22 protein-coding genes and 1 tRNA gene are annotated in these 23,782 nt (G+C 57.7%); 17 read left to right on the top strand and 6 right to left on the bottom strand.

Annotated elements, in window-relative coordinates; translation table 11 throughout:
- Positions 1-26 precede the first annotated feature (26 nt).
- From galU to BUB78_RS16990, 3 genes are read left to right on the top strand one after another with little or no spacing between them, the layout of a single operon-like run.
- The gene (gene galU / locus BUB78_RS16980; protein WP_073200134.1) at positions 27-920 is read left to right on the top strand and encodes a UTP--glucose-1-phosphate uridylyltransferase GalU; all 894 of its coding nucleotides are present in this window, start codon (positions 27-29) and stop codon (positions 918-920) included.
- 22 nt (positions 921-942) lie between these two features.
- Positions 943-1,926: a UDP-glucose 4-epimerase GalE gene (galE, locus tag BUB78_RS16985; protein WP_073200136.1), complete on the top strand. Its 984-nt coding sequence runs from the start codon at positions 943-945 to the stop codon at positions 1,924-1,926.
- A gap of 36 nt (positions 1,927-1,962) precedes the next feature.
- On the top strand, positions 1,963-2,994 hold the full coding sequence (locus BUB78_RS16990) for a glycosyltransferase family 2 protein (RefSeq protein WP_073200138.1): 1,032 nt from the start codon (positions 1,963-1,965) through the stop codon (positions 2,992-2,994).
- 4 nt (positions 2,995-2,998) lie between these two features.
- On the opposite strand, the gene BUB78_RS16995 is transcribed toward BUB78_RS16990, so the two are convergent.
- Together BUB78_RS16995 and BUB78_RS17000 are read right to left on the bottom strand one after the other, a co-directional pair.
- On the bottom strand, positions 2,999-3,592 hold the full coding sequence (locus tag BUB78_RS16995) for an HD domain-containing protein (RefSeq protein ID WP_245813554.1): 594 nt from the start codon (positions 3,590-3,592) through the stop codon (positions 2,999-3,001).
- A 35-nt stretch (positions 3,593-3,627) separates the two neighbouring features.
- Positions 3,628-4,548, bottom strand: a complete 921-nt coding sequence (locus BUB78_RS17000; RefSeq protein ID WP_073200142.1) for an FkbM family methyltransferase — start codon at positions 4,546-4,548, stop codon at positions 3,628-3,630.
- Between the two features lie 193 nt (positions 4,549-4,741).
- Here BUB78_RS17000 and ahcY point away from each other — a divergent pair, with 193 nt between their 5' ends.
- Together ahcY and BUB78_RS17010 are read left to right on the top strand one after the other, a co-directional pair.
- Positions 4,742-6,130 (top strand): adenosylhomocysteinase, encoded by a 1,389-nt coding sequence (ahcY, locus tag BUB78_RS17005; protein WP_073200144.1) that lies wholly within the window; start codon positions 4,742-4,744, stop codon positions 6,128-6,130.
- A gap of 198 nt (positions 6,131-6,328) precedes the next feature.
- Positions 6,329-6,670 (top strand): DUF2853 family protein, encoded by a 342-nt coding sequence (locus tag BUB78_RS17010; protein WP_073200184.1) that lies wholly within the window; start codon positions 6,329-6,331, stop codon positions 6,668-6,670.
- 296 nt (positions 6,671-6,966) lie between these two features.
- Here BUB78_RS17010 and BUB78_RS17015 read toward each other — a convergent pair whose 3' ends face one another.
- From BUB78_RS17015 to tsaD, 4 genes are read right to left on the bottom strand one after another with little or no spacing between them, the layout of a single operon-like run.
- The gene (locus BUB78_RS17015; RefSeq protein ID WP_073200146.1) at positions 6,967-7,386 is read right to left on the bottom strand and encodes an EVE domain-containing protein; all 420 of its coding nucleotides are present in this window, start codon (positions 7,384-7,386) and stop codon (positions 6,967-6,969) included.
- A gap of 3 nt (positions 7,387-7,389) precedes the next feature.
- Entirely contained in the window at positions 7,390-7,659 is a 270-nt protein-coding gene (locus tag BUB78_RS17020; RefSeq protein ID WP_073200186.1) for a YciI family protein, read from the bottom strand.
- The gene (locus BUB78_RS17025) at positions 7,659-8,615 is read right to left on the bottom strand and encodes an NAD(P)H-dependent glycerol-3-phosphate dehydrogenase (RefSeq protein ID WP_073200149.1); all 957 of its coding nucleotides are present in this window, start codon (positions 8,613-8,615) and stop codon (positions 7,659-7,661) included. Before BUB78_RS17025 ends, BUB78_RS17020 begins: the two co-directional genes overlap by 1 nt.
- Positions 8,612-9,709, bottom strand: coding sequence for a tRNA (adenosine(37)-N6)-threonylcarbamoyltransferase complex transferase subunit TsaD (gene tsaD, locus BUB78_RS17030; RefSeq protein WP_073200151.1), 1,098 nt, complete (start codon positions 9,707-9,709; stop codon positions 8,612-8,614). Before tsaD ends, BUB78_RS17025 begins: the two co-directional genes overlap by 4 nt.
- A gap of 72 nt (positions 9,710-9,781) precedes the next feature.
- Here tsaD and BUB78_RS17035 point away from each other — a divergent pair, with 72 nt between their 5' ends.
- From BUB78_RS17035 to BUB78_RS21405, 12 genes are all read left to right on the top strand, one after another.
- A complete protein-coding gene (locus tag BUB78_RS17035; protein ID WP_073200153.1) occupies positions 9,782-10,507 on the top strand; it encodes a uroporphyrinogen-III synthase in 726 nt (241 codons plus the stop codon).
- 48 nt (positions 10,508-10,555) lie between these two features.
- On the top strand, positions 10,556-11,791 hold the full coding sequence (locus tag BUB78_RS17040; RefSeq protein WP_073200155.1) for a COG4223 family protein: 1,236 nt from the start codon (positions 10,556-10,558) through the stop codon (positions 11,789-11,791).
- A 19-nt stretch (positions 11,792-11,810) separates the two neighbouring features.
- Positions 11,811-13,292 (top strand): heme biosynthesis protein HemY, encoded by a 1,482-nt coding sequence (locus BUB78_RS17045; protein WP_073200157.1) that lies wholly within the window; start codon positions 11,811-11,813, stop codon positions 13,290-13,292.
- A gap of 171 nt (positions 13,293-13,463) precedes the next feature.
- Positions 13,464-13,539 (top strand) — tRNA-Thr (locus BUB78_RS17050).
- A gap of 228 nt (positions 13,540-13,767) precedes the next feature.
- Positions 13,768-13,971, top strand: a complete 204-nt coding sequence (locus BUB78_RS17055) for a type II toxin-antitoxin system prevent-host-death family antitoxin (RefSeq protein ID WP_073200159.1) — start codon at positions 13,768-13,770, stop codon at positions 13,969-13,971.
- A gap of 47 nt (positions 13,972-14,018) precedes the next feature.
- Positions 14,019-16,022 carry a type I restriction-modification system subunit M gene (locus tag BUB78_RS17060; RefSeq protein WP_073200161.1) on the top strand — a complete coding sequence of 668 codons (2,004 nt, stop codon included), beginning with the start codon at positions 14,019-14,021 and terminating at the stop codon, positions 16,020-16,022.
- Positions 16,019-17,308 (top strand): restriction endonuclease subunit S, encoded by a 1,290-nt coding sequence (locus tag BUB78_RS17065; protein ID WP_170865095.1) that lies wholly within the window; start codon positions 16,019-16,021, stop codon positions 17,306-17,308. The genes BUB78_RS17060 and BUB78_RS17065 overlap by 4 nt, the downstream gene beginning before the upstream one ends.
- Positions 17,305-18,555, top strand: a complete 1,251-nt coding sequence (locus BUB78_RS17070; protein ID WP_073200164.1) for an AAA family ATPase — start codon at positions 17,305-17,307, stop codon at positions 18,553-18,555. The genes BUB78_RS17065 and BUB78_RS17070 overlap by 4 nt, the downstream gene beginning before the upstream one ends.
- The gene (locus BUB78_RS17075; protein ID WP_073200166.1) at positions 18,552-19,184 is read left to right on the top strand and encodes a retron system putative HNH endonuclease; all 633 of its coding nucleotides are present in this window, start codon (positions 18,552-18,554) and stop codon (positions 19,182-19,184) included. The genes BUB78_RS17070 and BUB78_RS17075 overlap by 4 nt, the downstream gene beginning before the upstream one ends.
- Positions 19,181-22,228, top strand: coding sequence for a type I restriction endonuclease subunit R (locus BUB78_RS17080; RefSeq protein ID WP_073200168.1), 3,048 nt, complete (start codon positions 19,181-19,183; stop codon positions 22,226-22,228). The genes BUB78_RS17075 and BUB78_RS17080 overlap by 4 nt, the downstream gene beginning before the upstream one ends.
- Positions 22,225-22,371, top strand: a complete 147-nt coding sequence (locus tag BUB78_RS21400; RefSeq protein ID WP_139279389.1) for an exonuclease domain-containing protein — start codon at positions 22,225-22,227, stop codon at positions 22,369-22,371. Before BUB78_RS17080 ends, BUB78_RS21400 begins: the two co-directional genes overlap by 4 nt.
- A gap of 121 nt (positions 22,372-22,492) precedes the next feature.
- Entirely contained in the window at positions 22,493-23,653 is a 1,161-nt protein-coding gene (locus BUB78_RS21405) for an exonuclease domain-containing protein (RefSeq protein WP_220084025.1), read from the top strand.
- Positions 23,654-23,782: the final 129 nt, after the last annotated feature.

The raw sequence follows: 23,782 nt of genomic DNA on the forward strand, positions 1-23,782 counted from the left end.
TAAAGAAGATTTATGAGGAACGGCTCATGCGTACGAAAGTAACCAAGGCGATTTTTCCGGTGGCGGGGCTTGGCACACGGTTTCTTCCAGCAACCAAGTCGGTTCCCAAGGAAATCATGACGCTGGTCGATCGCCCACTGGTTCAATACGCAATCGACGAGGCCCGCGCAGCGGGGATCAAGGAGTTTATTTTTGTGACCTCGCGCGGCAAGGGCGCGCTTGAGGATTACTTTGACAACGCTCCCCAGCTTGAGTCCGAGCTGCGCAAGAAGGGCAAGACCGAGCTTCTTGAAATTCTGAAATCCACCAACATGGACAGCGGCGAGATCGCCTATATGCGCCAGCACAAACCGCTCGGCCTTGGCCATGCGGTGTGGTGTGCGCGACGCCTGATTGCCAACGAACCCTTTGCCGTGATCCTGCCTGATGACGTGATCGCTGCCGAAAAGCCCTGCCTTGCTCAGATGGTCGAAGCCTTTGAGGAAACCCAAAGCAACATCGTGGCAGCCATGGAAGTGCCGGATCATATGACAGGCTCCTACGGCATTCTTGATATCAAAGAGGATATGGGATCAATCGTATCGACCAAGGGCATGGTCGAAAAACCAGGACCCGGCACGGCGCCGTCGAATCTTGCGGTGATCGGCCGTTACATTCTGACGCCGACGGTTTTGCAAAAGCTGAACCGCAAAGAGGCCGGTGCAGGTGGCGAAATCCAACTGACCGATGCGATTGATGCCGCCCGCGAAGATGGCGAAGAGGTATATGGATTCCGCTTTCAGGGACAGCGCTTTGATTGCGGATCAAAGGCGGGTTTCTTGCAGGCAACGGTGGCCTTTGCCCTGGCGCGTCCTGAGCTGCGCGATGATCTCTGGAACTATATTTCGGATGTTGTGCATTCGGAAAAAGCCGCCCAGTGACGCGCGATAAAAGGGGCCGGTTGTGACAAATATTCTGGTGACGGGGGGTGCGGGCTATATCGGATCGCATGCCTGTAAGGCGTTGAAGGCGGCGGGTTATACGCCTGTGACCTACGACAACCTTAGCACAGGCTGGCAAGACGCCGTCAAATTCGGCCCCTTCGAGCAGGGCGACCTGACCGACCGCGCCCGGCTTGATCAGATTTTTGCCGCCTATCAACCGGTTGCCGTGATGCATTTCGCGGCCCTGAGCCAGGTCGGCGAAAGCATGCGCGAGCCAGGGCTTTACTGGCATAACAACGTCGCCGGATCGCTCAACCTGTTGCAGGCCGCGGTACAGGCGGGATGCAAGAACTTCGTCTTTTCCTCGACCTGCGCGACCTATGGCGATCAGGATAACGTCATTCTTGACGAAACCAGCGCCCAGCATCCGATCAACGCCTATGGCGCGAGCAAACGCGCGATCGAGGATATGCTGCGCGATTTCGAGGTGGCCTATGACCTGCGCCACGTCATTTTCCGTTACTTCAACGTCGCTGGCTGCGATCCTGCCGGCGAAGTGGGCGAGTTCCACCAGCCCGAAACACATCTGATCCCGCTCATGCTTGACGCAATCGAGGGCAAGCGCGACGCGCTGACGATCTTCGGCACCGATTACGACACGCCCGACGGCACCTGCATTCGCGATTACGTGCATGTCTGCGATCTTGTGGATGCGCATATTCTCGGGCTGAAATGGCTAGAGTACGACAAGGGCAGCCGGGTTTTCAATCTTGGTACCGGAAGCGGCTTTTCCGTGCGCGAGGTGATTGATCAATCCGCCGCGATCACCAACCGCCCGGTGCCGGTTGTCGAGGGGCCACGTCGGCCCGGAGATTGCACCAAACTCGTGTCCGGCTCTACCCGCGCCGAGGCCGAACTTGGCTGGCGGCCGGCGCGCTCGAGCCTTGATCAGATGATTGCCGACGCCTGGCGCTGGCATCAAACTGGACATTACGAGAAATAGCGCCGACGCTGTCTTGGGCGTGCGATAAGGACGGGCATGGGCAGGATGGACAGGCTTAACGACATGGCGATGGCCTATCGGTTGCGATGGAAGCGTCGCCGCCTGTTGTTGCGCGCCTTTCGCAAGCGCCATCAGCTAAGCCCGGTGATGGACCGCACCGCCAGCATCGCAGCAGATGATATTCTTGCCGCCAGCACCGTGCGCAACGAACGCGCGCGCCTGCCGTTTTTCCTTGATCACCACCGACACCTTGGGGTGCGCCATTTCCTGTTTGTCGATAACGCAAGCGATGATGGCACCCCCGACTATCTTGCGCAGCAACCCGACGTGTCGCTCTGGGCCACCAAACATAGTTACAAGCTGTCGCGCTTCGGGGTGGATTGGTTGACCTGGCTTCAGCTCAAGCACGCTCACGGGCACTGGTGCCTGACGCTCGATGCTGACGAAATTCTGATTTACCCCTATCACGACACCCGCCCCTTGCCGGCACTGGTGGATTGGCTTGAACGACAGGGACGGCAGTCGTTTGGCGCGCTGATGCTGGATATGTATCCCAAGGGCCGCCTCTCGGCGCAGGCGTATCGCGAAGGCGATGATCCGTTCGAGACCCTGTGCTGGTTTGATGGCGGTAACTACATGATCCGGCGCAAGCCCGACCTGCAAAACCTGTGGATTCAGGGCGGCGTGCGGGCCCGTCGCTTTTTCGCCGCAGAGCCCAAGCGCGCACCAACGATGGGCAAGGTGCCGCTGGTCAAATGGAACCGCCGGTTCGCCTATGTCAGCTCGGCGCATTCGCTTTTGCCGCGCCGTTTGAACCGGGTCTATGATTGCGTCAGCGGCGAGGCGGCGTCTGGCGTGCTGCTCCATACCAAGTTTCTAAGCACCGTCGTCGAACGCTCTGCCGAGGAAAAGCAGCGCCAGGAGCATTTTGCCAATAGCGCGCTTTATGATGCCTATTACGACGATATTACGCAGGACCCCGATCTTTGGTGTGATCAGTCGACCCGCCTGACCGGCTGGCGCCAGCTCGAGTCTATGGGTCTGATGTCGCGTGGCGGTTGGGTGTGATCCGCTAGCCAATTTCGGCAATGAGAGCGTGATGTCGCGCGGTGTAATCGGCGCGTACCAACGTGGGCGGACGCAGATCAATCGCCAGATCACCAATCACCTCGGGGTCGGGTTGGCCAAAGAAACGATCCGCCTCGGCGGTGGTAAAGCCGGCGATTTCGGTGGCTTCCATCCAAGCGCTGATCTTGTCGGCCTTCTTGATCTGTTTCTTGACCGCAGGCGGCAGGCTGGCCGGAAGGCCAAAGCGGATATGGATCGCCGCCACAAGCCGCTTGTCCAGCTCGTCGTACCCCGGACCAACGGCGGCTTTGACCGGTGAAATCATGTCGCCGATCACATATTCCGGCGCGTCATGCAAAAGCGCGGCAAGCCGCCATTTCGCAGGCGCGCGCGGGTTCATGCGATCAAACAGGCGTTCGACCAAAAGCGAATGCTCGGCCACCGAATAGGCAAAATCGCCCACCGTCTGCCCGTTCCAGCGGGCGACAAAGCTAAGGCCGTGGGCGATATCCTCGATTTCGATATCGACCGGCGTCGGGTCAAGCAGGTCAAGCCTGCGGCCTGACAGCATTTTTTGCCATGCGCGGGGTAGGGGCAAGGGGGTGCTCCGGTTGGTGGCGGGTTTCGTCCTTGCTAGCGGCTTTGGCCGGGCATTGCAAAACCTTCGATCATCGCGGCCAAGAGAGGCGATCCCGCGCGTGCCGCCAGAAAGTTATAGCCCTTGTAGGGATCGGTTTTCAGCGCGCGGATCGCATTGATCGAGGGCATGGCCGCAATCCCGTCCTCGATCGCAAAGACGCACATCTCGTCAAGGCCCAGCAAATGCGCGCTTGGGGTGCAGGCCGGGTCGTTGCCGTGATCCTCGTAGATCAGAACGCTGCCGTCGCGTAGTGCGCGTGCGGCGCCGTCGATCGCGGCCACCTCGGCGCCCTCGACATCAAGCTTGATAAGTGCGGCGGTGCCCGCAGGCACAAGATCATTAATCGCCAGCGTGGTGACGGTTTCGGTCTGATCGCCGTGCCCGGCATCCTCAGCCCCCAATAGCCGCGCGGAAGCGTGGCTGAGGTGGGTGTTGAGAAAGGTCAGCGTTTCGCCGGACCGCGCATGAATGGCGGCGCGGTGCAGGGTAACATTGGGCAGCTTACCTGCGTTCTGATCGAGCGCGGCGTAGGTGTTCGCCGAGGCCTCAACCGCGATCACGCGCTCGAACTTGCCAGCGGCTTGCGTCGTCCAATAGCCCTTGTTGGCGCCCAGATCACAAAACAGAGGGGTACGGCCGCGCGCAGCATAAAGGGCGGCTGCGACCTCTGGCTCGTAGGGAAAGCGATAGAGCGCGAAGCGTGTCCAATAGCCGTCATTTAACGATATGCGAAACGGCGCACCGCCATTGACGCGCAAAAACACGGCATTTTCCGGGCTGAACATCCGCCCAAGACCACGCGCAAAGCGCCCGTAAAGCCCACGGGTCACGGCCAGCCGAAACAGCCCCATTAACAGCAGATACTGCAGGCGGGCGGCAGGGCTGGAAAAGCTGATATCATGGGTGTGCGTCATCTGGTATTAGGTACGCAGGCCGGTGCGCATGCGCAATTGCAAACACGCGATTTCATGACTGACACTCAGAACAGCATTGGATTGCGGCAACACAACATCGCGGCGATGACGCGCGCGGATAATCGCACATTGCCCAAGTGGGGGGTGAGTGCTATCTGCCCTTCAAATTAGTTATGAAAGGAGCCACCTCTAAATGGCACAGGATTATATCGTCAAGGACATCAGCCTGGCGGCTTATGGGCGCAAGGAATTGAATATCGCCGAAACCGAAATGCCGGGCCTGATGGCGCTGCGCAGCGAATACGGCGAGGCACAACCGCTTAAGGGCGCGCGCATCGTCGGCAGCCTTCACATGACGATTCAGACTGCTGTTCTGATCGAAACGCTGGTTGATCTTGGCGCGGATGTGCGTTGGGCGTCTTGCAACATCTTTTCGACGCAGGATCATGCGGCAGCGGCGATTGCCGAAGGCGGCACCCCGGTTTTCGCGATCAAGGGCCAGTCGCTCGAAGAGCATTGGGATTACCTCGACAAGTCGTTCATGTTCGAGGATGGCCCGAACCTGATCCTTGATGATGGTGGCGATGCCACGCTTTATGTTTTGCTTGGCGCACGCGCCGAAGCCGGTGAAGAGATCATCCCGGTTCCGGCCTCTGAAGAAGAAGTGGCCATCAAGGCCCAGATCGCCAAGCGCATGGCCGCAAGCCCCGGCTGGTTCACCAAGGTCCGCGATCAGATCGTGGGTGTCTCCGAGGAAACCACGACCGGCGTGCATCGTCTGTATGACCTGCAAAAAAAGGGCCAGCTTCCGTTCCCCGCGATCAACGTGAACGACAGCGTCACCAAGTCGAAATTCGACAACAAGTATGGCTGCAAGGAATCCCTGGTTGACGGCATCCGTCGCGCCACCGACACCATGATGGCCGGCAAGGTTGCCGTCGTCATGGGCTATGGCGATGTTGGCAAGGGCTCGGCTGCGTCGCTGCGCGGTGCCGGCGCACGCGTCAAGGTGACCGAGATTGATCCGATCTGTGCGCTTCAGGCAGCGATGGACGGCTTCGAGGTCGTGTTGCTTGAAGATGTCGTATCTTCGGCGGATATCTTCATCACCACCACCGGCAACAAGGACGTGATCCGCATCGAGCATATGCGCGAGATGAAGGATATGGCGATCGTCGGCAACATCGGCCACTTCGACAACGAGATTCAGGTTGCTGCCCTCAAGAACCACAAGTGGACCAACATCAAAGAACAGGTCGACATGATCGAGATGCCGAACGGGCATCGCCTTATCCTGTTGTCCGAAGGTCGTCTTTTGAACCTTGGCAACGCCACGGGCCACCCGTCGTTCGTGATGTCGGCCTCGTTCACCAATCAGGTTCTGGCGCAGATCGAGCTTTGGACCAAGGGCGACGAGTACAAGAACGACGTTTATATTCTGCCCAAGCATCTGGATGAAAAGGTCGCGCGCCTGCATCTGGATCGGATCGGCGTGAAGCTGTCGAAACTGGATGCCGAACAGGCTGCCTATATCGGCGTGTCGCCGGATGGCCCGTTCAAGCCCGAGCACTACCGCTATTAATCGCGGATAAGCGCCATGCAAGCGCCCGCTGGCCAAACGGTCGGCGGGCGTTTTTCGTTTGCTTTCCGCCTAAGGGGAGAAAACGGAAAATTTTCCCTTTGAGCGGGCAAAATCTGTCGTTATCGTGCCCAAAGCTTCGATGTCGGGGCCTGTGGAAATGATAAGCGGCCAAAGCGCCGAAACCTTGGGAGAGATTTGATGGGAAAGCGTGACGATTTGATTGCTCAATATGCGGATGACCTGCGCAACAAGTGCGGGATGCAGCCGGATATGGACCTGCTGACGAAGGTAACGATCGGCTGTGGTCCGGCGATCTATAACGCCGATGCCTCGACTGTGGCCGGTAGCCAGCCGGCCGAGATCGAAACGGTCAAGAACAATTTCCTCATCAAGAAGCTGGGCCTTGCCGATGGTCCGCAGCTTGATGATGCGATTGCTCAGGTGATCGAGGTTTACGGTAAATCCGAGCGCAACAAATATCGTGCTGTTGTCTATTACATGCTGACCAAGCATTTCGGCAAAGAAGCCGTCTACGGCTGAGCTGTCCGACATCTTGATATCAAAGCGCCTGCCCATTGTGGCAAGCGTTTTTAGTTGTCGTATCAAGACCGCACAGAGAGCGGCCAGTGTCGGCCCCCGGTGACGCCGTCAATTTGAACCATATTCGCGGCACTTGGCGTTTGGTGAATCTGCGGTGTTACGGTACAAAGGCAGTGTTCGAGCCAGTAGGCCGATACCTAATTCAGTTACACGTGTGGTGCTTTGGGAGCACGTGGGGTGACGGAGGGTGTTGGCATTCTGGCTGGCACCCTCCGTTTAATTTTGCCGCAGGCGATTTAGGGCGCAAGCCCTGCAATATCGCAGATGATGCGCCATTCGTCTTCGGTCACCGGCTGGACCGACAGGCGTGAATTTTTCACCAAAACCATATCGGCAAGGCGTGGATCGGCCTTGATCATGTCCAGAGTCACCGGCGTCTTCGCGCCCTCGACCGCCTTGATATCCACGCATTCCCACCGCGGATCATCGGCTTTGCTGTCGGGATGGGCGATGGCGATCACCTCGACAATGCCGACAACCGCCTTTTCCTTTTGACTGTGATAGAAAAAGCCGCGATCCCCAAGCGCCATCTCGCGCATGAAATTGCGCGCCTGATAGTTGCGCACGCCATCCCATTCTTCGCCCGCGTCGCCCTTGGCAACCTGGTCATCCCAGCCCCAGGTCGAGGGTTCGGATTTGAACAGCCAATAGCGCATCGTTCAGATGACTTTCTTCCACGGGATCAGTTCGACGCCTGAAAACAGACCGGCCTTGGCGTAGGGGTCATTCTCGGCCCAATCTTTGGCGGCTTGCATATCCTCGACGTCAAGAATGACCAGCGAACCGATCATGCCGCCGTCGTCATCCAGAAGCGGGCCAGCCTGGCTTACCACGCCGTTGGATTTGAGATAGGCGATATGGGCCTCGCGGTTATCAAGACGGGTTTGCAGGGCGCCGGGTTTGTCACGGGCAATCAGGGCAATCAGCATCATTCTTCCTTCAATGGTCTGGAGAGCAGCATATCCATCGCCTGATCGACGCGCAATTCGCCATTCACAAGCGCGGTCACGGCATGGGTGATCGGCATGTCGATCTTCATCGCGGTGGCGCGGGCAAGAACGGCCCGCGCGGTGGCGGCACCTTCGACCGTGACGCTCGGGTCAAAATCGGTGCCCTGTCCGATGCTTAGGCCAAAGCGGTAATTGCGCGACTGATCCGAGGTACAGGTAAGCGCAAGATCGCCAAACCCGGCAAGCCCGGCAAGCGTGTCCGGTTGCGCCCCAAGCGCGCGGGCAAGGCGGTTCATTTCGGCAAACCCCCGCGTCATCAGGGCGGCGCGCGCGCTTTCGCCGAGCCCGGCGCCGATGACCGCGCCACAGGCAATCGCGATCACGTTCTTGAGCGCGCCGCCCAGTTCGGCACCGGTGGTGTCGATGGTGCGATAAAGCCGCAGGTTGGGTGTGGTCAGCGCCGATTGAAGCGCCTTGCCGGTGCCCTCATCCGCGCAGGCCAGCGTTAGCGCAGTCGGCAGGCCAAGCGCGATATCGCGGGCAAAACTTGGCCCGGTCAAGATGGCGGCGGTTGCCGTGGGACAGGCTGCATCAATAAGGCCGGTCGGCCCAAGCCCGGTTGCCAGATCAACCCCTTTGCAACAGGCCACCAGCGGGCGATTGTCCAAACTGGCCCCAAAGCCCGCCAGAAACCCGTCCAGCTTTTGCATCGGAATGGCCAACAGGCAGGCGCCATCGCCCGCCGTCAATGGCCCGCTGATAAGAGTGATGTTCTCAGGCAGATCAACACCGGCAAGGCGGCGCGCATTCTGGCGGGTGGCGCGCATTTCGGCGGCGTGATCCGCGTCGCGGGCCCAAAGGATCACCGGCCCGTTTTTTGCAAGCGAAACCGCCAATGCGGTGCCAAAGGCCCCCGCGCCACAGATGGTAATCATGCCTTGGCCCCCTTCTTGCCGCTGCCAAGCATTGCGGGGCTGGTGCGGTCCAGCGGCCAGCGGGGCCGGGCGGCCAACGTCATGTCATCGCGATGGCCGGCCATGAAAAGCTCTGCCCCGGCATAGGCGATCATCGCCGCGTTGTCGGTACAAAGCGCCAGCGGCGGCGCGGTAAAGCGCGCGCCGACCTCGGCGGCGACCTGCTCAAGACCGGCGCGAATGCTGGCATTGGCGGCGACGCCCCCGGCCACGGCCAAGACCGGCGTGGCCGGGCTTTCTTCTAGATAGGCGGCCAAGGCGCGGGCAGTCTTTTTCGCAAGAACGTCGCTTACGGCGGCCTGAAATCCGGCGCAAAGATCGGCGCGATCCTGAGGGGTCAGCCCTGATTTCTCGGCGATGATCGCATCGCGCGTGCGCAACAGCGCGGTTTTCAGCCCCGAGAACGAAAAATCACAACCGGGGCGATCCAAAAGCGGGCGCGGAAAGCGAAAACGTTTGGCGTCGCCCGCGCGCGCCTCGCGTTCGACCGCCGGGCCGCCGGGTTGCGGCAGGCCCAAAAGCCGCGCGGTCTTGTCAAAGGCCTCGCCGGGGGCGTCGTCGATGGTGCCGCCAAGCCGGGTAAAATCATCCGGGCCGCGCACGATCAGAAACTGGCAATGCCCGCCCGAGACAAGCAGCATCAGGTAAGGATAGGCGATCTGATCGGTGAGGCGCGGCGTCAGGGCGTGCCCGGTCAAATGGTTCACCCCGATCAGCGGAAGGTTCGCGCCCGCCGCGATCCCCTTGGCGCACATCACCCCGGCGATCACCCCGCCGATAAGACCTGGCCCGGCGGTGACCGCCACCGCATCAAGATCACGCAGCGTGACACCTGATTGCGCAAGCGCGTCGCGCACGCAAAGATCAAGCTTTTCGGTATGGGCGCGGGCGGCGATTTCGGGCACCACGCCGCCAAAATCGGAATGAAGCGCGGTTTGACCGAAGACCACGGAGGACAGGATTTCGCCCACGCCCGAGGGCGAAATGCGTAAAATGGCGGCGGCGGTGTCGTCGCAGCTGCTTTCGAGGCCCAGAAGGATCAACGGCTCTGTCATAATCCTGCCCGTTGCGTGATGGTTGCGAGGCAGGTAACACCTTATCTGTCAGGCAACAACTCTGGACAGCAGATGACCGTGACGATCCTGATCACAAGGCCAGAACCCGCCGCGACGCGCTTTGCCGATCAGATTGGCGCGCGTCTTGGGGAAAGGGCCGTGACGTTATGCGCGCCGCTGATGCGGATCGAGTATGGCGAGGCCTTGCCCGATATCGGCGATGGTGACGTTCTGATTTTCACGTCGCGCCATGGGGTTGCCGGGTTTTGCCGACTGACCAAGCGGCGCGATTTCACCTGTTACGCTGTGGGTGATGCCACGGCTGAGGCGGCAAATCGCGCCGGGATACAGGCGATTTCGGCGGGCGGCGATGCGGCGGCCCTTTTGGCACGGATCGCGGTGGATGGGGTCAGGGGCCCGTTTCTCCACCTGCGTGGCGCGCATGTCGCGGGCGATATCACCGGCGCCCTGCGCGCCCGAGGGCACAGCGCGCACGAGGCCGTGGTTTACGATCAGGTTGATGTCGATCTTGATGAGCGCGCGCGCGCGATTTTGGCGGGCGACGCCACGGTGATCGTGCCGCTCATGTCACCGCGCAGCGCGCAGATCTTTTTTGAGCGCACAAAAGGGGCGGTTGCGCCGGTTTTTGTTGCTGCAATAAGCCGCAATACCGCTGATGCGGTGCCCGCTGGTGGCGCGGAAGTGGTTGAAATCGCGCAAACCCCTGACGGGACGGGCGTTTTGAATGTCCTGTGTGATCTGGTCAAGCGCCTTGAGGGTGGAAACCCCGCGCAGTAAGGTCAGCTTGACAGATGTGGATCACAAGATTCGAAAAGGTGGTGTGACGTGGCTGAGAAAAAGAAAACATCAAAGGATCGGGCCAAGGCGGATGAGGCGTCGCCAAGCACCGATGCCGTGGCCGATGTTGATCTCACGTCAGAGGATACAAGCCCGGATCAAGAGACCGACAGCGCGGAAGATACGCCAGGCACGCAAGATACGCCAGGCACGCAAGATGGTGCCGATGAAATGACCGCAGACGGCGCGGATGACATCCCCCAAGCGGATGAACCCGTAGCGCAAGACACAAACGACGACAGCGCCCCGGAAAAACCGGCAGAGCCGTCTTCGATGGTGACCACCGAACAGGTTGTGGTGCGCGAGGGTGGCTTTTGGTCGATGGTTCTGGGCGGGATCGTTGCGGCGGGTGTTGGCGCTCTGGCCGCGCCTTATGTTTTGCCTGAGGCCTGGTTTGCCAAGGGCGATAGCGCGCTCGAGGCGCGGATTGAACAGGGCCTCGGGGCGCAGGATCAACGGATCAACGCCCTGAACGCGCAGATTGACGGAATGGCCGTTCCGCCAGATCGCGTTGATGAGATCAACGGTCTTGGCGAAGCGCTGACCGCGCTGACCGGCCAGATTTCGGGACTTGAAGAGCGGGTAACCGCCCTTGAAAGCCGCCCCGCCGCGCCGTCGGGCGGCGGTGCCCCGATCGCCGAGCTAGAGGAATTGCGCACAGCGCTTGACGCACAACGCGCCGAAATCCAAGCGCTGAGCGCCGAGGCACAGGCGCAAGACTCGGCTGCGCAGCAAAGCGCGCTTGCCGCGCTGCGCCGGGCCGCGATGACGCGTATCCTGACCGCGCTTGATAGCGGCAGCGATTTCGCTCCGGCATTGGCCGATCTGCGGGAAACCGGCGCCGATGTGCCCGACGCGCTTGCCGATGTGGCCGACACCGGCGTGCCGACATTGCCCGCTCTCATGGAGAGCTTTCCCGCCGCCGCGCGATCCGCGCTTGCCGCCGCGCGCGCAGATAGCGATCAGGGCACTGCGGGCATCGGCAGCTTCTTTAAGAACCAACTTGGTGTGCGCTCTCTTTTGCCGCGCGAGGGCGATGACCCCGACGCGGTTCTGTCACGGATCGAGGCCGCCGTCGGCGAGGGACGGCTTGGCGATGCCATGGCCGAGATTGAAACTCTGCCCGAGGTGGCACAAGACAAGCTAAGCGGTTGGGCCACGGATGTCTCGCGTCGCAAAGAGGCCGTTGCCGCCGCCGAGGCGCTGGCCGATACATTGAATTAAGTTAGAAAAGGCGGGCGTCATGCTTTGGTCGATTATCAAGATTGTAGTTTTCATCGCGCTCGTTGCCGCCGCGACCCTTGGGGCGAGTTATCTTCTGGAGCTTGAAGGCGGTGTGCGCATCGTCATGGTCGGCTTCGAGATCAACCTGACGCCGCTCAAGGCGGTGATGGCGCTGGTGGCTCTGGTTCTGGCGATCTGGCTTTTTATGAAGCTGGCCGGCATTCTTGTGGCGGTTCTGAAATTCATCAACGGCGATGAAACCGCGCTTTCGCGGTATTTTGACCGGAACCGTCAGGAAAAAGGCTATCGCGCTCTGTCTGAAGGCATGCTTGCGCTTGCCTCGGGCGAGGGCGATGTTGCGATGAACAAGGCCGCGCGCGCCGAGAAATACCTTCGCAAGCCTGCGCTGACCAACCTGATCACCGCACAGGCCGCCGAGATGTCGGGCGACCGCCGCAAGGCCGAAGAAGTGTACAAACGCTTGTTGCAGAACGACAAAACCCGGTTTGTCGGGGTTCGTGGCATTCTGCGCCAAAAGCTTGCCGATGGCGATACCGAGACCGCTCTCAAGCTGGCGCAGACCGCCTTTGCCCTCAAACCCCGCCACGCCGAGGTACAGGATACGCTGCTGGAATTGCAGGCGCAGAAATCCGATTGGAAAGGGGCGCGTGAGACCCTGAATGCCAAGCTGAAGTACGGCAACCTTCCGCGTGATGTGCATAAACGCCGTGACGCGGTTCTGGCCCTGTCCGAGGCCCGCGATGTTCTGGACGAGGGCAAGACCATCGAGGCGCGCGAAGCCGCGATTGAGGCCAACCGCCTGTCGCCCGATCTTATCCCGGCGGCGGTTCTTGCTGCGCGTGGCTATATCGAGCAGGGCAACAAACGCAACGCGCTACGCGTGCTGAACAAGGCCTGGGTTGTGCGCCCGCACCCCGATCTTGCCGCGACCTTTGCCGCGATTGAACCGGATGAGACCCCGCAAGAGCGCCTCAAGCGGTTTTCCAAGCTGCTCAAGGTGCATCCCGAGAACCGCGAAACCAAGCTTCTCAAGGCCGAACTCAACATCGCCGCCGAGGATTTCCCCGGTGCGCGCCGCGCCCTTGGTGACCTGGCCGAGGTCGAACCCGATGCCCGGTCGCTGACCATCATGGCGGCCGTGGAGCGTGGCGAAGGCGCGCCGGACGCGGTTGTCAAAGGCTGGCTTGCACGCGCCCTTTCGGCGCCCCGTGGCCCGCAATGGGTTTGCGACAAATGCCATCACATTCACGCCGAATGGGTGCCTGCCTGCGAAAACTGTCAGTCGTTTGACACCCTAAGCTGGACCGCGCCGCCCAACACGACAATGATCACGCCGACGGGCCTTGAAATGTTGCCGCTGATCGTCGGCGCGCTTGACGAGCCGGAATCAGAGACACCCGACGGGGAAGACGACACCGTTCTGGACGCCGAATTCGTCGAAGAGGACGACGTGAATGAAAAGGAAAAGGCCGAGAAATAGGCCTTCCCCCGTTTTTGTCATGGTGCTATAGCGCCAAAAAACAGGGCCGCTGTAGCTCAGTTGGTAGAGCACGTCATTCGTAATTAGCGGGTCCCCGCGAGAATGACTTGCAAAACCAAAGAGTTCGAGGCAGACGAGAAGAACTAGTAGGGCCATAGTAGGGTCCAGGAAGCCGCTGTAGCTCAGCTGGTAGAGCACGTCATTCGTAATGATGGGGTCGGGGGTTCGAGTCCCTTCAGCGGCACCACTTCTCTCAAGATATCAGATAGTTATTGGGCACTACGGAATTTCGTATGGTGCGAGCGCAGCTCGCACTATGGGCGGAGAACACGACCAACCATTCCTGCGTCCTCGGTAAAAAAGCGTAAGTGCAGAAATTTGACATTCAACGCCCTCTGCCAAGGTAGTGCGGTAGCATCTATTCCTTCCTCGAAGTTATAGCTAAAGTAGCTCCAACTAGAGAGGAGCTAATGCAATGCAAAGCATGTCGGCGCGCGATGCGAAGAATGCCTTTGGTCGCCTAATTGATCTGGCAAGAGCTGGGCCGGTTTGCATTGAGAAATACGGGCGCTCTGTCGTCGTTGTTTTATCGGTCGAGGAGTATGAAAACCTCACGGCAAAGGCAAAAAAGAAGGGTGCTGTATCGGCTTCTGGTCGCCAAGACGGAGCAGACGATTGATGAACAATAACAACAAACCGGGTAAGCCGGAGAGGGATTAAACGACAATGGCAAGCCATTCCGACCTAGCCAACATGCTCTGGCAAATAGCTGACCTTTTGCGTGGACCATATCGGCCACCGCAGTATGAGCGCGTTATGCTCCCTCTGGTGGTGCTGCGCCGCTTCGATTGCGTGCTTGCCGATACCAAGGCAAATGTCCTGGCCGAATATGATCGTCGTAAAGGCGGAAAGCTTGAGGATGATGCGCTCGACCGAGTATTAAACCGCGCATCTGGACATCGCTTTCACAATCGCTCGCCGCTCGATTTTCAGAAGTTGAAAGGTGACCCAGACAATATCCACAGTCACCTGACAAGCTATATCAACGGATTCTCAGCAAACGTCCGGCGCATCTTTGAATACTTCGAGTTCGGGAACGAAATCGAGCGGATGCACGACGCCAATATCCTGTACCTCGTCATCAAAGAAATTTGTGACGTTGATCTCCACCCGAAAAAAGTACTGAACGACCAGATGGGGCTGGTTTTTGAAAACCTTATCCGTCGTTTCAACGAATTGGCGAACGAGACAGCAGGAGATCACTTCACCCCTCGTGAAGTCATCCATCTAATGGTAGATTTGCTCTTTTTCTACGATGGAAACTTGCTTAGCCGTCCTGGTACGGTTCGTACGATGCTCGACCCAGCCTGTGGCACAGGCGGAATGCTGGCTGAAGCTCAGCACTACATGCGCGATCATCACTCAGATGCAACCCTCTACGTCTATGGCCAAGATTACAACAAACGTGCCTTCGCGACTGCGGCTTCGGACATGCTCATGAAGCAGGTTGATCACAATAGCGGCGGCGAAAACGTGCGTTTTGGCGACAGCTTCACAGATGATAAGTTCGAAGGTCAAAACTTTGATTATTTCATCGCGAACCCGCCTTTCGGTGTCGATTGGAAGAAGCAAAAAACAGAGATTGTTAGGCGACATGAAAAAGCGCCGGAGGACAGTCCATGGAGCGCGGGCCTGCCGCGCGTCAACGACGGCTCGCTCTTGTTTCTTCAACACATGGTATCAAAATTTGAGGACGTGGATACCAAGGCGCAGAAGTACGGTTCACGAGCGGCCATCGTATTCTCGGGCTCGCCTCTCTTCACGGGCGGCGCGGGCGGCGGGGAAAGCAACATCCGCAAGTGGATCATCGAGCGCGACATGCTCGAGGCTATCGTCGCGCTGCCGGAGCAGATGTTTTACAACACAGGTATCGGCACCTACATCTGGATTGTCACCAACCACAAATCCGCAGAACGCCGTGGCTCCGTCCAGCTTGTCGACGCTCGCGACACATGGATGCCGATGCGTCGGGCTCAGGGCGACAAGCGCCGCAAGATCGGTGAGGGTAAGGCGCTTGAAGGGGACGACCGGCCGGACGAACCGGATCAGATCGCCGACATTGTCCGGCGCTATGGTGCCTATGACGTCAATGAGCAGTCGAAAATCTTCGACAACGAGGACTTCGGCTATACCCGCGTCACCATCGAACGCCCGCTGCGTCTGCGCTACCAGATGACAGTGGAAGACAAGGCCCGCTTCCTCGACGCCGCCCCGCATTTGCTCGACGATATCCAGGCCATCGACAAAACGTTTGGCCGCGAGCCGCTGCTCGACTGGAACAACGTCTGGAGCAGCGTCCAGAAGCTATTGAAAAAGCACGACTCTCGCTGGCGCGCGCCGGAGATCAAGCTGTTCCGCAGTGTGTTCGCCATCAAGGATGCCAGCGGCGAGCGGGTGAAGCTGGGCAAGGGTTTCGAGCCAGATCCTGATCTGCGCGATTTTGAGAACATCCCGCTCAAGGAGGACATTGGAGCCTTTTTCGCACGAGAAATGCTGCCCCACGTGCCCGATGCCTGGTTGGATCGAACTAAGGATAAGGTCGGCTACGAGATCAACTTTAACCGGCACTTCTATCGCTTCATCCCACCACGGAAACTCTTTGAGATCGATGCAGACCTAAAGAAGGCGGAAGAAGAAATCTTGCGGCTGCTGCAAGAGGTGACGGAATGAAAAAAATTGACGCTTGGCGGTCCGAGGTCCCTACCGGTTGGAGAATTCAGCCGCTTTGGTCGGTGGCTGAGTATGCTGTCAGCAACGTCGACAAGAACACTTCAGAGGATGAATTTCCAGTTCGCTTGTGCAACTACACTGATGTTTATCATAACGAAACAATTCATCTTGGCTTCGAGTTCATGGCCGGAACGGCGACTCTTGCTGAGATAAAGAGGTTCCAGTTACGCCCTGGCGATGTTGTAATCACCAAGGACTCAGAGTCTTGGGATGACATCGCCATCCCTGCCTTAGTGACTGAGGCCTCAGAGGACCTCGTTTGCGGCTATCACCTTGCGATGATCCGACCAAATCAGGAAAAAATACTTGGCTCTTTCCTGTTTCGCTGCCTGCAATCCAAAACACTACGAATCCAACTTGAGCTTGCGGCGAACGGAATTACTCGTTTTGGAGTTCCTAAAAACTCCATTGGCTCGATGGCGCTTCCAGTGCCACCGATAGCTGCTCAAAAGGCAATCTCTGAATTTCTGGATCGTGAAACTAAATCGATCGATAACTTGATTGATGCCAAGCAGCGGCTACTCACATTGCAGGCTGAGAAGCGGCAGTCGGTTGTGGCCGAGACGGTTATGCGTGGATTAAACCAAACCGTGCCATTGCGAGCCACCGGTGTCGACTGGCTCGGAGACATCCCAACCAATTGGGAACTGGAACGGTCGCGCTGGCTCTTCAATGAACGCGACGAACGCTCCGAAACGGGGGAAGAGGAAATGCTGACGGTTTCGCACCTGACCGGCGTAACGCCGCGCTCCGAGAAACACGTTAACATGTTCGAGGCAGAGACTACAGCCGGGTACAAACTGTGTTTCGCGGGGGACCTTGCTATCAACACTCTCTGGGCGTGGATGGGTGCCATGGGTACTGCCAGGGTCGATGGCATCGTAAGCCCTGCCTACAACGTCTACACTCCAGGTCCCCGGCTTCTGCCCGACTATGTGGACGCTCTGGTTCGCATCCCGGTGTTCGCCCAAGAGGTAACGAGATATTCCAAAGGGGTCTGGTCATCGCGCCTGCGGCTCTATCCCGAGGGGTTCTTCGAAACCTATTGGCCCGTCCCACCGCTCGATGAACAGCGCGAGATCGTCCGGCACATAGCGACCGAAACCCAAAAGATCGACCGCTTGCGTGTCGCGACAGAGCATTCCATCGACCTTCTGAAAGAGCGCCGCGCTGCCCTTATCGCCGCCGCAGTGACCGGCCAGATCGACATTCCGGAGGCAGCATGAAGATCAAACAACTCACTGTCGCCAACCTGCGTGCCTTCGATCAGGCATCGTTCGATTTTGATCCGGGGTTTACCCTTCTGGTGGGGGTAAACGGTGTCGGAAAGACGACAGCCCTTGAAACCCTGCGCATCTGCTTGTCTCGTCTGTTGCCGCAATTCACGTCCAGTCGAAGCCGCCCGGACGCCTTTGACAATGATGACATTCAGGTTGGGGCTTCAGCGCTGACCGTCGATCTTGATCTTTCGATCATGGGGGAGCCGCACCAGCTGCTGATCCACAAGCAGCGAGATCAGCACAGGCCCGACAAACCCGGTTCTGTGCGACAGGATACCGTGGACACTCCGGATCGCGAGGTTCTTACACCCGATTTCGGGTCAACCGCGAAAGCGCTCAAGTCAGCCGACAAGCAGCCGATAGCCGTCTACTTCGCCACCCGCCGTTCGCTCGTCTCTGACGAGCAGCCGAAGGCCAGTCGCGCGAGCGGTGGACAGGCTGCAGCCTTTGCCGACGCCCTTGTTGAGCGGCCACTCCGCCTCGCGGAGTTTGCATCTTGGATGCACGCCCAGGACGTCCTGTCCGCAGAATTGCCAAGGGCTAAACTGCATTTGGACGCCATGCGATCCGCCGCAAGCAGGTTTCTGCCAAATTGTTCTGACCTTAGAGCGGAGGTAGACGTCCGCCCAAGGTTGTTGGTCGAAAAGCAGGGGCATACGCTCGATGTCCGTCAACTTTCTGATGGAGAACGGAGCATGCTGGCACTTGTTCTCGATCTGGCAAGAAGACTATCCCAAGCGAATCCTGGGCTTGATGATCCAGTACGCGACGGACAGGGGGTCATCCTGATTGACGAAATCGACCTTCATCTTCACCCACAGTGGCAGCGAAAAGTCGTTAGCCATCTGTCGGAGACTTTTCCCAACTGCCAGTTCATCGCAACCACACATTCTCCTCAGGTCATCGGTGAAGTCCCACATGAAAAGATCCAAATGATCAAAGACGGCCAAGTTCATTCACCGTCGCGCTCATTCGGAATCGACTCGAGCCGGGTGTTGGAAGAGCTGATGGACACAGCTCCTCGAAACCAGCGTGTTGAAGAACAGATCGGCCAAATCGCAAGACTTGTAACAGATGGAAAACGCGCCGAGGCCGAGGCCATAATTGAAGCTCTGGCAAGCGAAATCGGTGAGAGCGACCCAGAGATAACTCGTGCCCGCACGCTGCTTGCCTTCATGGAGGATGATACGTGAGGGATGTGAAGAAGGGCGAGGAACCAAAGAGCCTTCTCGAGCATCGTGTACAGGCTCACAGCACCTACGAAAACTATCCGCACAAGGACGCACTTCGCGTCGCGCTGGTCCAAGAGCAGAACGGCCTTTGCTGTTACTGTATGGGACGCATACGGGCGACTGCGGGCTCGATGAAGATCGAGCATTGGCAATGTCAGGCGACCTATCCTGACCAGCAATTGACCTACACAAATCTTCTCGGCGCGTGCAGGGGTGGAGACGGGCAAGCCGCCAATGAGCACCATTGTGACACCAGAAAGGCCAATAGGGATCTAAAGTGGAATCCGGCAAACGACGCCCATCCAATAGAACCTCGCGTTAGCTATGGTTTTGATGGCACGATCTCGTGCGTTGACGTGGAATTTGATGAACAGATTAATTCAGTTCTTGGACTGAATCTGCCTTTTCTGCGTAGCAATAGAAAGGCCGTACTTGATGTTGTTCTGAAATGGTGGCGATTGACGCCGCCAGCAAGACGAAACCTTCAAGCACAGATTGATCGCCGAACACTAGAACAAGCCGAACATGATCCATTCAGCCCTGTTGCGGTTTGGTTTCTTCGGCAAAAAATGACGGGGGCGGCACAATGAATCACCCGAGGCATTCAGAAGGCGCATTTGAGACAGTCATCGAAGCGACTATGTTGGCCAATGGCTACGTAGCTCAACCCGCTGCTACCTTTGACCGCGACAAGGCAATTTTCCCCGAGACAGTTCTGGGTTTCATCCGCGAAACTCAGCCGAAAGAGTGGAGTGCACTAGAGGCCCTCCACAAAGAGAATACCGGCACGCAAATACTGACTGATCTAACCAAGTGGATGGATCGAGAGGGGTCGCTGGCCACCTTAAGGCACGGCTTCAAATGCTATGGCAAGACGTTGCGGGTAGCGTTCTTCAAGGCCGCACACGACCTGAATCCGGAGCTTGCGGCGCGATATGCCGCGAACCGTGTAGGCATAACCAGACAGCTTCACTTTTCCAAGACTTCTGAGAAATCATTGGATGTGACGCTGAGCATTAACGGCATTCCTGTCGTTTCTATCGAACTCAAGAATCCTATGACTGGACAGACTGTGGAAGATGCGTTGCGCCAATATCGCAACGATCGTGATCCCCGTGAACCGGTATTCACGTTCAAACATCGTATGCTGGTTCATTTCGCAGCCGATACAGATACCGTATTCATGACCACGCGCTTAGCGGGATCCGCGACCCACTTTCTGCCGTTCAACAAGGGATGTGATGGTGGATCAGGAAACCCGCCGGACCGAAATGGACGTAGTTATCGCACGGCATACCTCTGGGAAGAAGTCCTCCATCGGGACAGCCTTCTCGACCTATTTGCACGCTTCGTCCACCTTCAGATTGAAGAAAAACGCGATGATCAGGGGCGAAGAATAAAGAAGGAAACGCTGATCTTTCCCCGCTACCACCAGCTCGAGGCCGTCCGAACCCTTGTCAATCAAACCCAGCGTGAAGGGGTTGGAAACAACTATCTAATTGAACACTCCGCCGGAAGCGGAAAAAGTAATACCATCGCTTGGCTTGCGCATCGCCTCGCGTCGCTTCACAGCGATAGGGATGAACGAATTTTCGACAGCGTTATCGTGATTACCGATCGTGTGGCGCTCGACAAACAACTTCAGGACACGATTTATCAGTTTGAGCACAAGCACGGGGTTGTGCAGAAGATCGACGAGAGCTCGCGCCAACTCGCCGAAGCGCTTGAAAGCGCCGTCCCAATCATTATCACGACGCTGCAAAAATTCCCCTTTGTTTCTCGTCAACTGGCAAAGATGGCTGAAGAACGTGGGGAAGACAGTGACCGGGCGCTGCAGTTCCGAAACTGCGCTGTGGTCATCGATGAGGCGCATAGTTCGCAAGGCGGCGAGACAGCAACCGACCTAAGAGAGGTCCTTGGCGGTCAGCAGCTGCGGGACGAAGCCGCAAAACAAATGGTTGAGAACGAAGAACAAGACTTAGATGAACTCTACCGTTCGATGGCCAAACGTGGACGACAAGCAAACTTGAGCTTCTTTGCCTTCACGGCGACCCCGAAACACAAGACACTTAAGCTGTTTGGTCAAGAGGGAAAGCCAGCACACCGTTACACGATGCGCCAGGCGATCGAGGAAGGTTTCATCCTGGACGTTCTGAAGCACTACACCAGCTATGCATCTTATTTCAGACTGCTAAAGGCAAGTGCCGATGACCCGAACGTAGAACGCAAGAAAGCGGCAAGAGCATTGGCGCGGTTTCTCAAGTTACACCCTCATAACATTGCTCAAAAGACCGAGGTGATGGTTGAGCATTTCAACGCCGCAACTCAACACAAGATCGGTGGACGAGCTAAGGCGATGGTGGTGACCGGTTCTCGCCTAGAAGCTGTGCGATATAAGCAGAGCTTCGATCGATATATTGAGGAAAAAGAATATCCGATTAAGTCTCTCGTCGCATTCTCGGGCGTCGTTACTGATAACAAGATCAAGGATGTCACCTACACCGAAGAAGGAATGAACCAAGGCGTTCGAGAAAAGGAGCTTCCTGAGATTTTTGCGACTGAGGAGTACCAAGTTCTACTCGTTGCAGAGAAGTATCAGACTGGCTTCGATCAGCCTCTGCTACATACGATGTATATCGATAGGCGGCTCGCAGGAATTCAGGCGGTCCAAACTCTTTCACGCTTGAACCGCATTCACCCGCTAAAGGAAGACACTTTCATCCTCGATTTTGTAAACGACCGCGAAGAAATCCGCGCGGCTTTCAAGACATACTTCGAGGGCGCGGAAATTGGTGAAGAGGTCGATCCAGCACGGATGTATGAACTAATGGGCGAGCTCAATGCCGAAGGTCTCTATGCATCCGTAGATATTGAACGATTCAGCGCTGTCTATTTTCAACCTAGGCAACGCCAGAGCCCCAACGACCATCAAACCATGAATGCAGCACTTGATCCTTGCGTAGAGCGCTACAAGGAATTTCAGAATTCTAAACCTGATGAGGCTGAGCTTTGGCGAGGAAAGCTTGGCGCATTTTGCAGCCTGTATGGATTTCTTAGCCAAATTATTCCGTATCAGGATACGGACCTAGAACGTTTGTACGTCTTTTTACGACATCTCGCGACGAAGTTGCCCAAAAGGGATATTGGCCCCTCCTATCAGTTCGATGAAGACGTTCGGCTTGAGTACTATCGGCTGCAGAAGATCAGCGAAGGATCAATTAGCCTGAATGAGGGCGCTGCAAGGCTTCTCGACGGGCCGTCAGAGGTTGGAAGTGCGGCACTTCGTGAGGAGCCTGTCCCGCTTTCGCGCCTGATCGACGTTGTAAACGATCGTTTTGGCACCGACTTCAACCAAGCAGACCAGTTGTTCTTCGATCAGATTATCGAGGCAGCGATTTCTGATTCTTCGCTTAGACAAGCCGCTGTTGTTAATCCAGGAGACAAGTTCGAGCTCGTCTTCAAGAACCTCCTTGAAGCCTTGTTTGTCGAACGGATGGACCAGAACGAGGAAATTTTTGCTCGTTTTATGAATGACCAATCTTTTCAAAAGGTAGTTACTGGCTGGTTGTCTACTGAGGCTTATCGCAAGTTGAGAGACTCCGAGCAGACGGACCATCCTGAAAACGGTGTATGAGCTTTCTGATGAACGGCCCTCTTCAACAAGCTGATGCTCAGTTCATCTTCTACGACACCGAAACGACCGGAACGGACACCACGTTCGACCAGATTCTGCAGTTCGCGGCGATCTTGACCGATGCGGACCTGAAACGAGCTTGACCGCTTCGAAGTTCGTTGCTGCCTTCTGCCACATGTCATCCCGGCCCCTGGTGCCCTGCTGGCCACACGGGTGACACCGTCGATGCTAATCGACCCCAGCCTCCCTTCGCACTATGAAATGATGCTGCAGATCGCGCAGAAGCTGCGTGAGTGGTCGCCGGCGATCTTCATTGGATACAACACCCTGTCATTTGATGAGCCGCTTCTACGGCAAGCCTTTTACCAGACGCTGCAGCCGGTCTATCTGACCAACACCAATGGAAACCAGCGCGCGGATGTGCTGCGCCTGGCCCAGGCAACAGCAGCACTGACCCCAAACGCCATGGCTGTGCCCATCAGCGCGAAGGGTAAACCAACCCTCCGCCTCGACACGCTAGCCCCCGCAAACGGGTTCGCGCATGAAAACGCCCACGACGCGTTAGCGGATGTTGAAGCGACCATTTACATGGCACGGCTGATCCGCGACCGCGCCCCGGCTGTTTGGAATTCTTTGATGCCCTTGGTGGACAAGGGGGCGGTAACGGCGGCGCTGGCGTCCGGCGCACCGAAGTGCCTGGTCGAATATCACATGGGGGTCCCGTCACTGCGTGCCGTTGTCGGGTGCGGCCATCACCCAAAGAACCCGACCATGCAGGCTGTTTTTGATCTTCGCCGCGACCCATCTGAAGTCTTGAACCTGAGCGAGTATGAGCTTGCCGAGGAGACGAAGGGACCTAACCGGGCGCTGCGCACAATCTACGCCAACAAGATGCCAGCGCTGGTCGATCTGGGCCTGGCGGGGGATTTGCAGGGCGCAATAGGCCTACCCGAGGCGGAGGTCGTCCGCCGGGCCGCTGTAGTGGCCGCTGATGGCCAGTTTGCGGCGCGGGTGGGTGTGGTAATGGCACAGCGGTACCCGCCCTTTGAGCCCGCCCAGGTGGTCGAGGGCCGGATGTACGAAGGCTTCCCCAGTCGCGCTGACGAAGCCCGGATGCAGGCGTTTCATGCGGCGGGATGGGTTGAGCGCGCGGAAATTGCCGAAACCATCGAGGACGACAGATATCGGGAATTGGCGCGGCGCATCGTGTTTCACGAGCAGCCGGATGCGCTGGAGCCCGAGCGTCGACAGATGCTTGAGCTTTGGTTGCAGAACCGGCTGCAGGGGCGCGACGGGGTTGAGGCAGGGCGCACCATCGGCGATGCGCTGATCGATGTGGAAGGCATCGTTGCCGACGAAACCAACGCATCTGCGCTGCATGATATCCAGCATTGGCTGGAGCGTATCGGCTTGGGCCAGCCGTAAATGCCGCCGAACGCACGAGACAGCGCATGACCTGCAACTGCTCTATGGGGTGTATAAGCAGTATAAGCAAAAAAGCTATTGGCTGGTCAGAAAGCAAAAGGGGGCGGTGTTAAACCGCCCCGTTAGCCT

Source organism: Roseovarius marisflavi, from assembly GCF_900142625.1.
Lineage (GTDB): Bacteria > Pseudomonadota > Alphaproteobacteria > Rhodobacterales > Rhodobacteraceae > Roseovarius > Roseovarius marisflavi.

What these genes read in the sequence shown, in the direction of transcription:
- galU (WP_073200134.1), top strand. Translation starts at nt 27, where the DNA reads ATGCGTACGAAAGTAACCAAGGCGATTTTTCCGGTGGCGGGGCTTGGC.
- BUB78_RS16990 (WP_073200138.1), top strand. Translation starts at nt 1,963, where the DNA reads ATGGGCAGGATGGACAGGCTTAACGACATGGCGATGGCCTATCGGTTG.
- BUB78_RS17000 (WP_073200142.1), bottom strand. Translation starts at nt 4,548, where the DNA reads ATGACGCACACCCATGATATCAGCTTTTCCAGCCCTGCCGCCCGCCTG.
- ahcY (WP_073200144.1), top strand. Translation starts at nt 4,742, where the DNA reads ATGGCACAGGATTATATCGTCAAGGACATCAGCCTGGCGGCTTATGGG.
- BUB78_RS17010 (WP_073200184.1), top strand. Translation starts at nt 6,329, where the DNA reads ATGGGAAAGCGTGACGATTTGATTGCTCAATATGCGGATGACCTGCGC.
- BUB78_RS17015 (WP_073200146.1), bottom strand. Translation starts at nt 7,386, where the DNA reads ATGCGCTATTGGCTGTTCAAATCCGAACCCTCGACCTGGGGCTGGGAT.
- BUB78_RS17020 (WP_073200186.1), bottom strand. Translation starts at nt 7,659, where the DNA reads ATGCTGATTGCCCTGATTGCCCGTGACAAACCCGGCGCCCTGCAAACC.
- BUB78_RS17025 (WP_073200149.1), bottom strand. Translation starts at nt 8,615, where the DNA reads ATGATTACCATCTGTGGCGCGGGGGCCTTTGGCACCGCATTGGCGGTT.
- tsaD (WP_073200151.1), bottom strand. Translation starts at nt 9,709, where the DNA reads ATGACAGAGCCGTTGATCCTTCTGGGCCTCGAAAGCAGCTGCGACGAC.
- BUB78_RS17035 (WP_073200153.1), top strand. Translation starts at nt 9,782, where the DNA reads ATGACCGTGACGATCCTGATCACAAGGCCAGAACCCGCCGCGACGCGC.
- BUB78_RS17045 (WP_073200157.1), top strand. Translation starts at nt 11,811, where the DNA reads ATGCTTTGGTCGATTATCAAGATTGTAGTTTTCATCGCGCTCGTTGCC.
- BUB78_RS17055 (WP_073200159.1), top strand. Translation starts at nt 13,768, where the DNA reads ATGCAAAGCATGTCGGCGCGCGATGCGAAGAATGCCTTTGGTCGCCTA.
- BUB78_RS17060 (WP_073200161.1), top strand. Translation starts at nt 14,019, where the DNA reads ATGGCAAGCCATTCCGACCTAGCCAACATGCTCTGGCAAATAGCTGAC.
- BUB78_RS17065 (WP_170865095.1), top strand. Translation starts at nt 16,019, where the DNA reads ATGAAAAAAATTGACGCTTGGCGGTCCGAGGTCCCTACCGGTTGGAGA.
- BUB78_RS17070 (WP_073200164.1), top strand. Translation starts at nt 17,305, where the DNA reads ATGAAGATCAAACAACTCACTGTCGCCAACCTGCGTGCCTTCGATCAG.
- BUB78_RS17080 (WP_073200168.1), top strand. Translation starts at nt 19,181, where the DNA reads ATGAATCACCCGAGGCATTCAGAAGGCGCATTTGAGACAGTCATCGAA.
- BUB78_RS21400 (WP_139279389.1), top strand. Translation starts at nt 22,225, where the DNA reads ATGAGCTTTCTGATGAACGGCCCTCTTCAACAAGCTGATGCTCAGTTC.
- BUB78_RS21405 (WP_220084025.1), top strand. Translation starts at nt 22,493, where the DNA reads ATGCTGCAGATCGCGCAGAAGCTGCGTGAGTGGTCGCCGGCGATCTTC.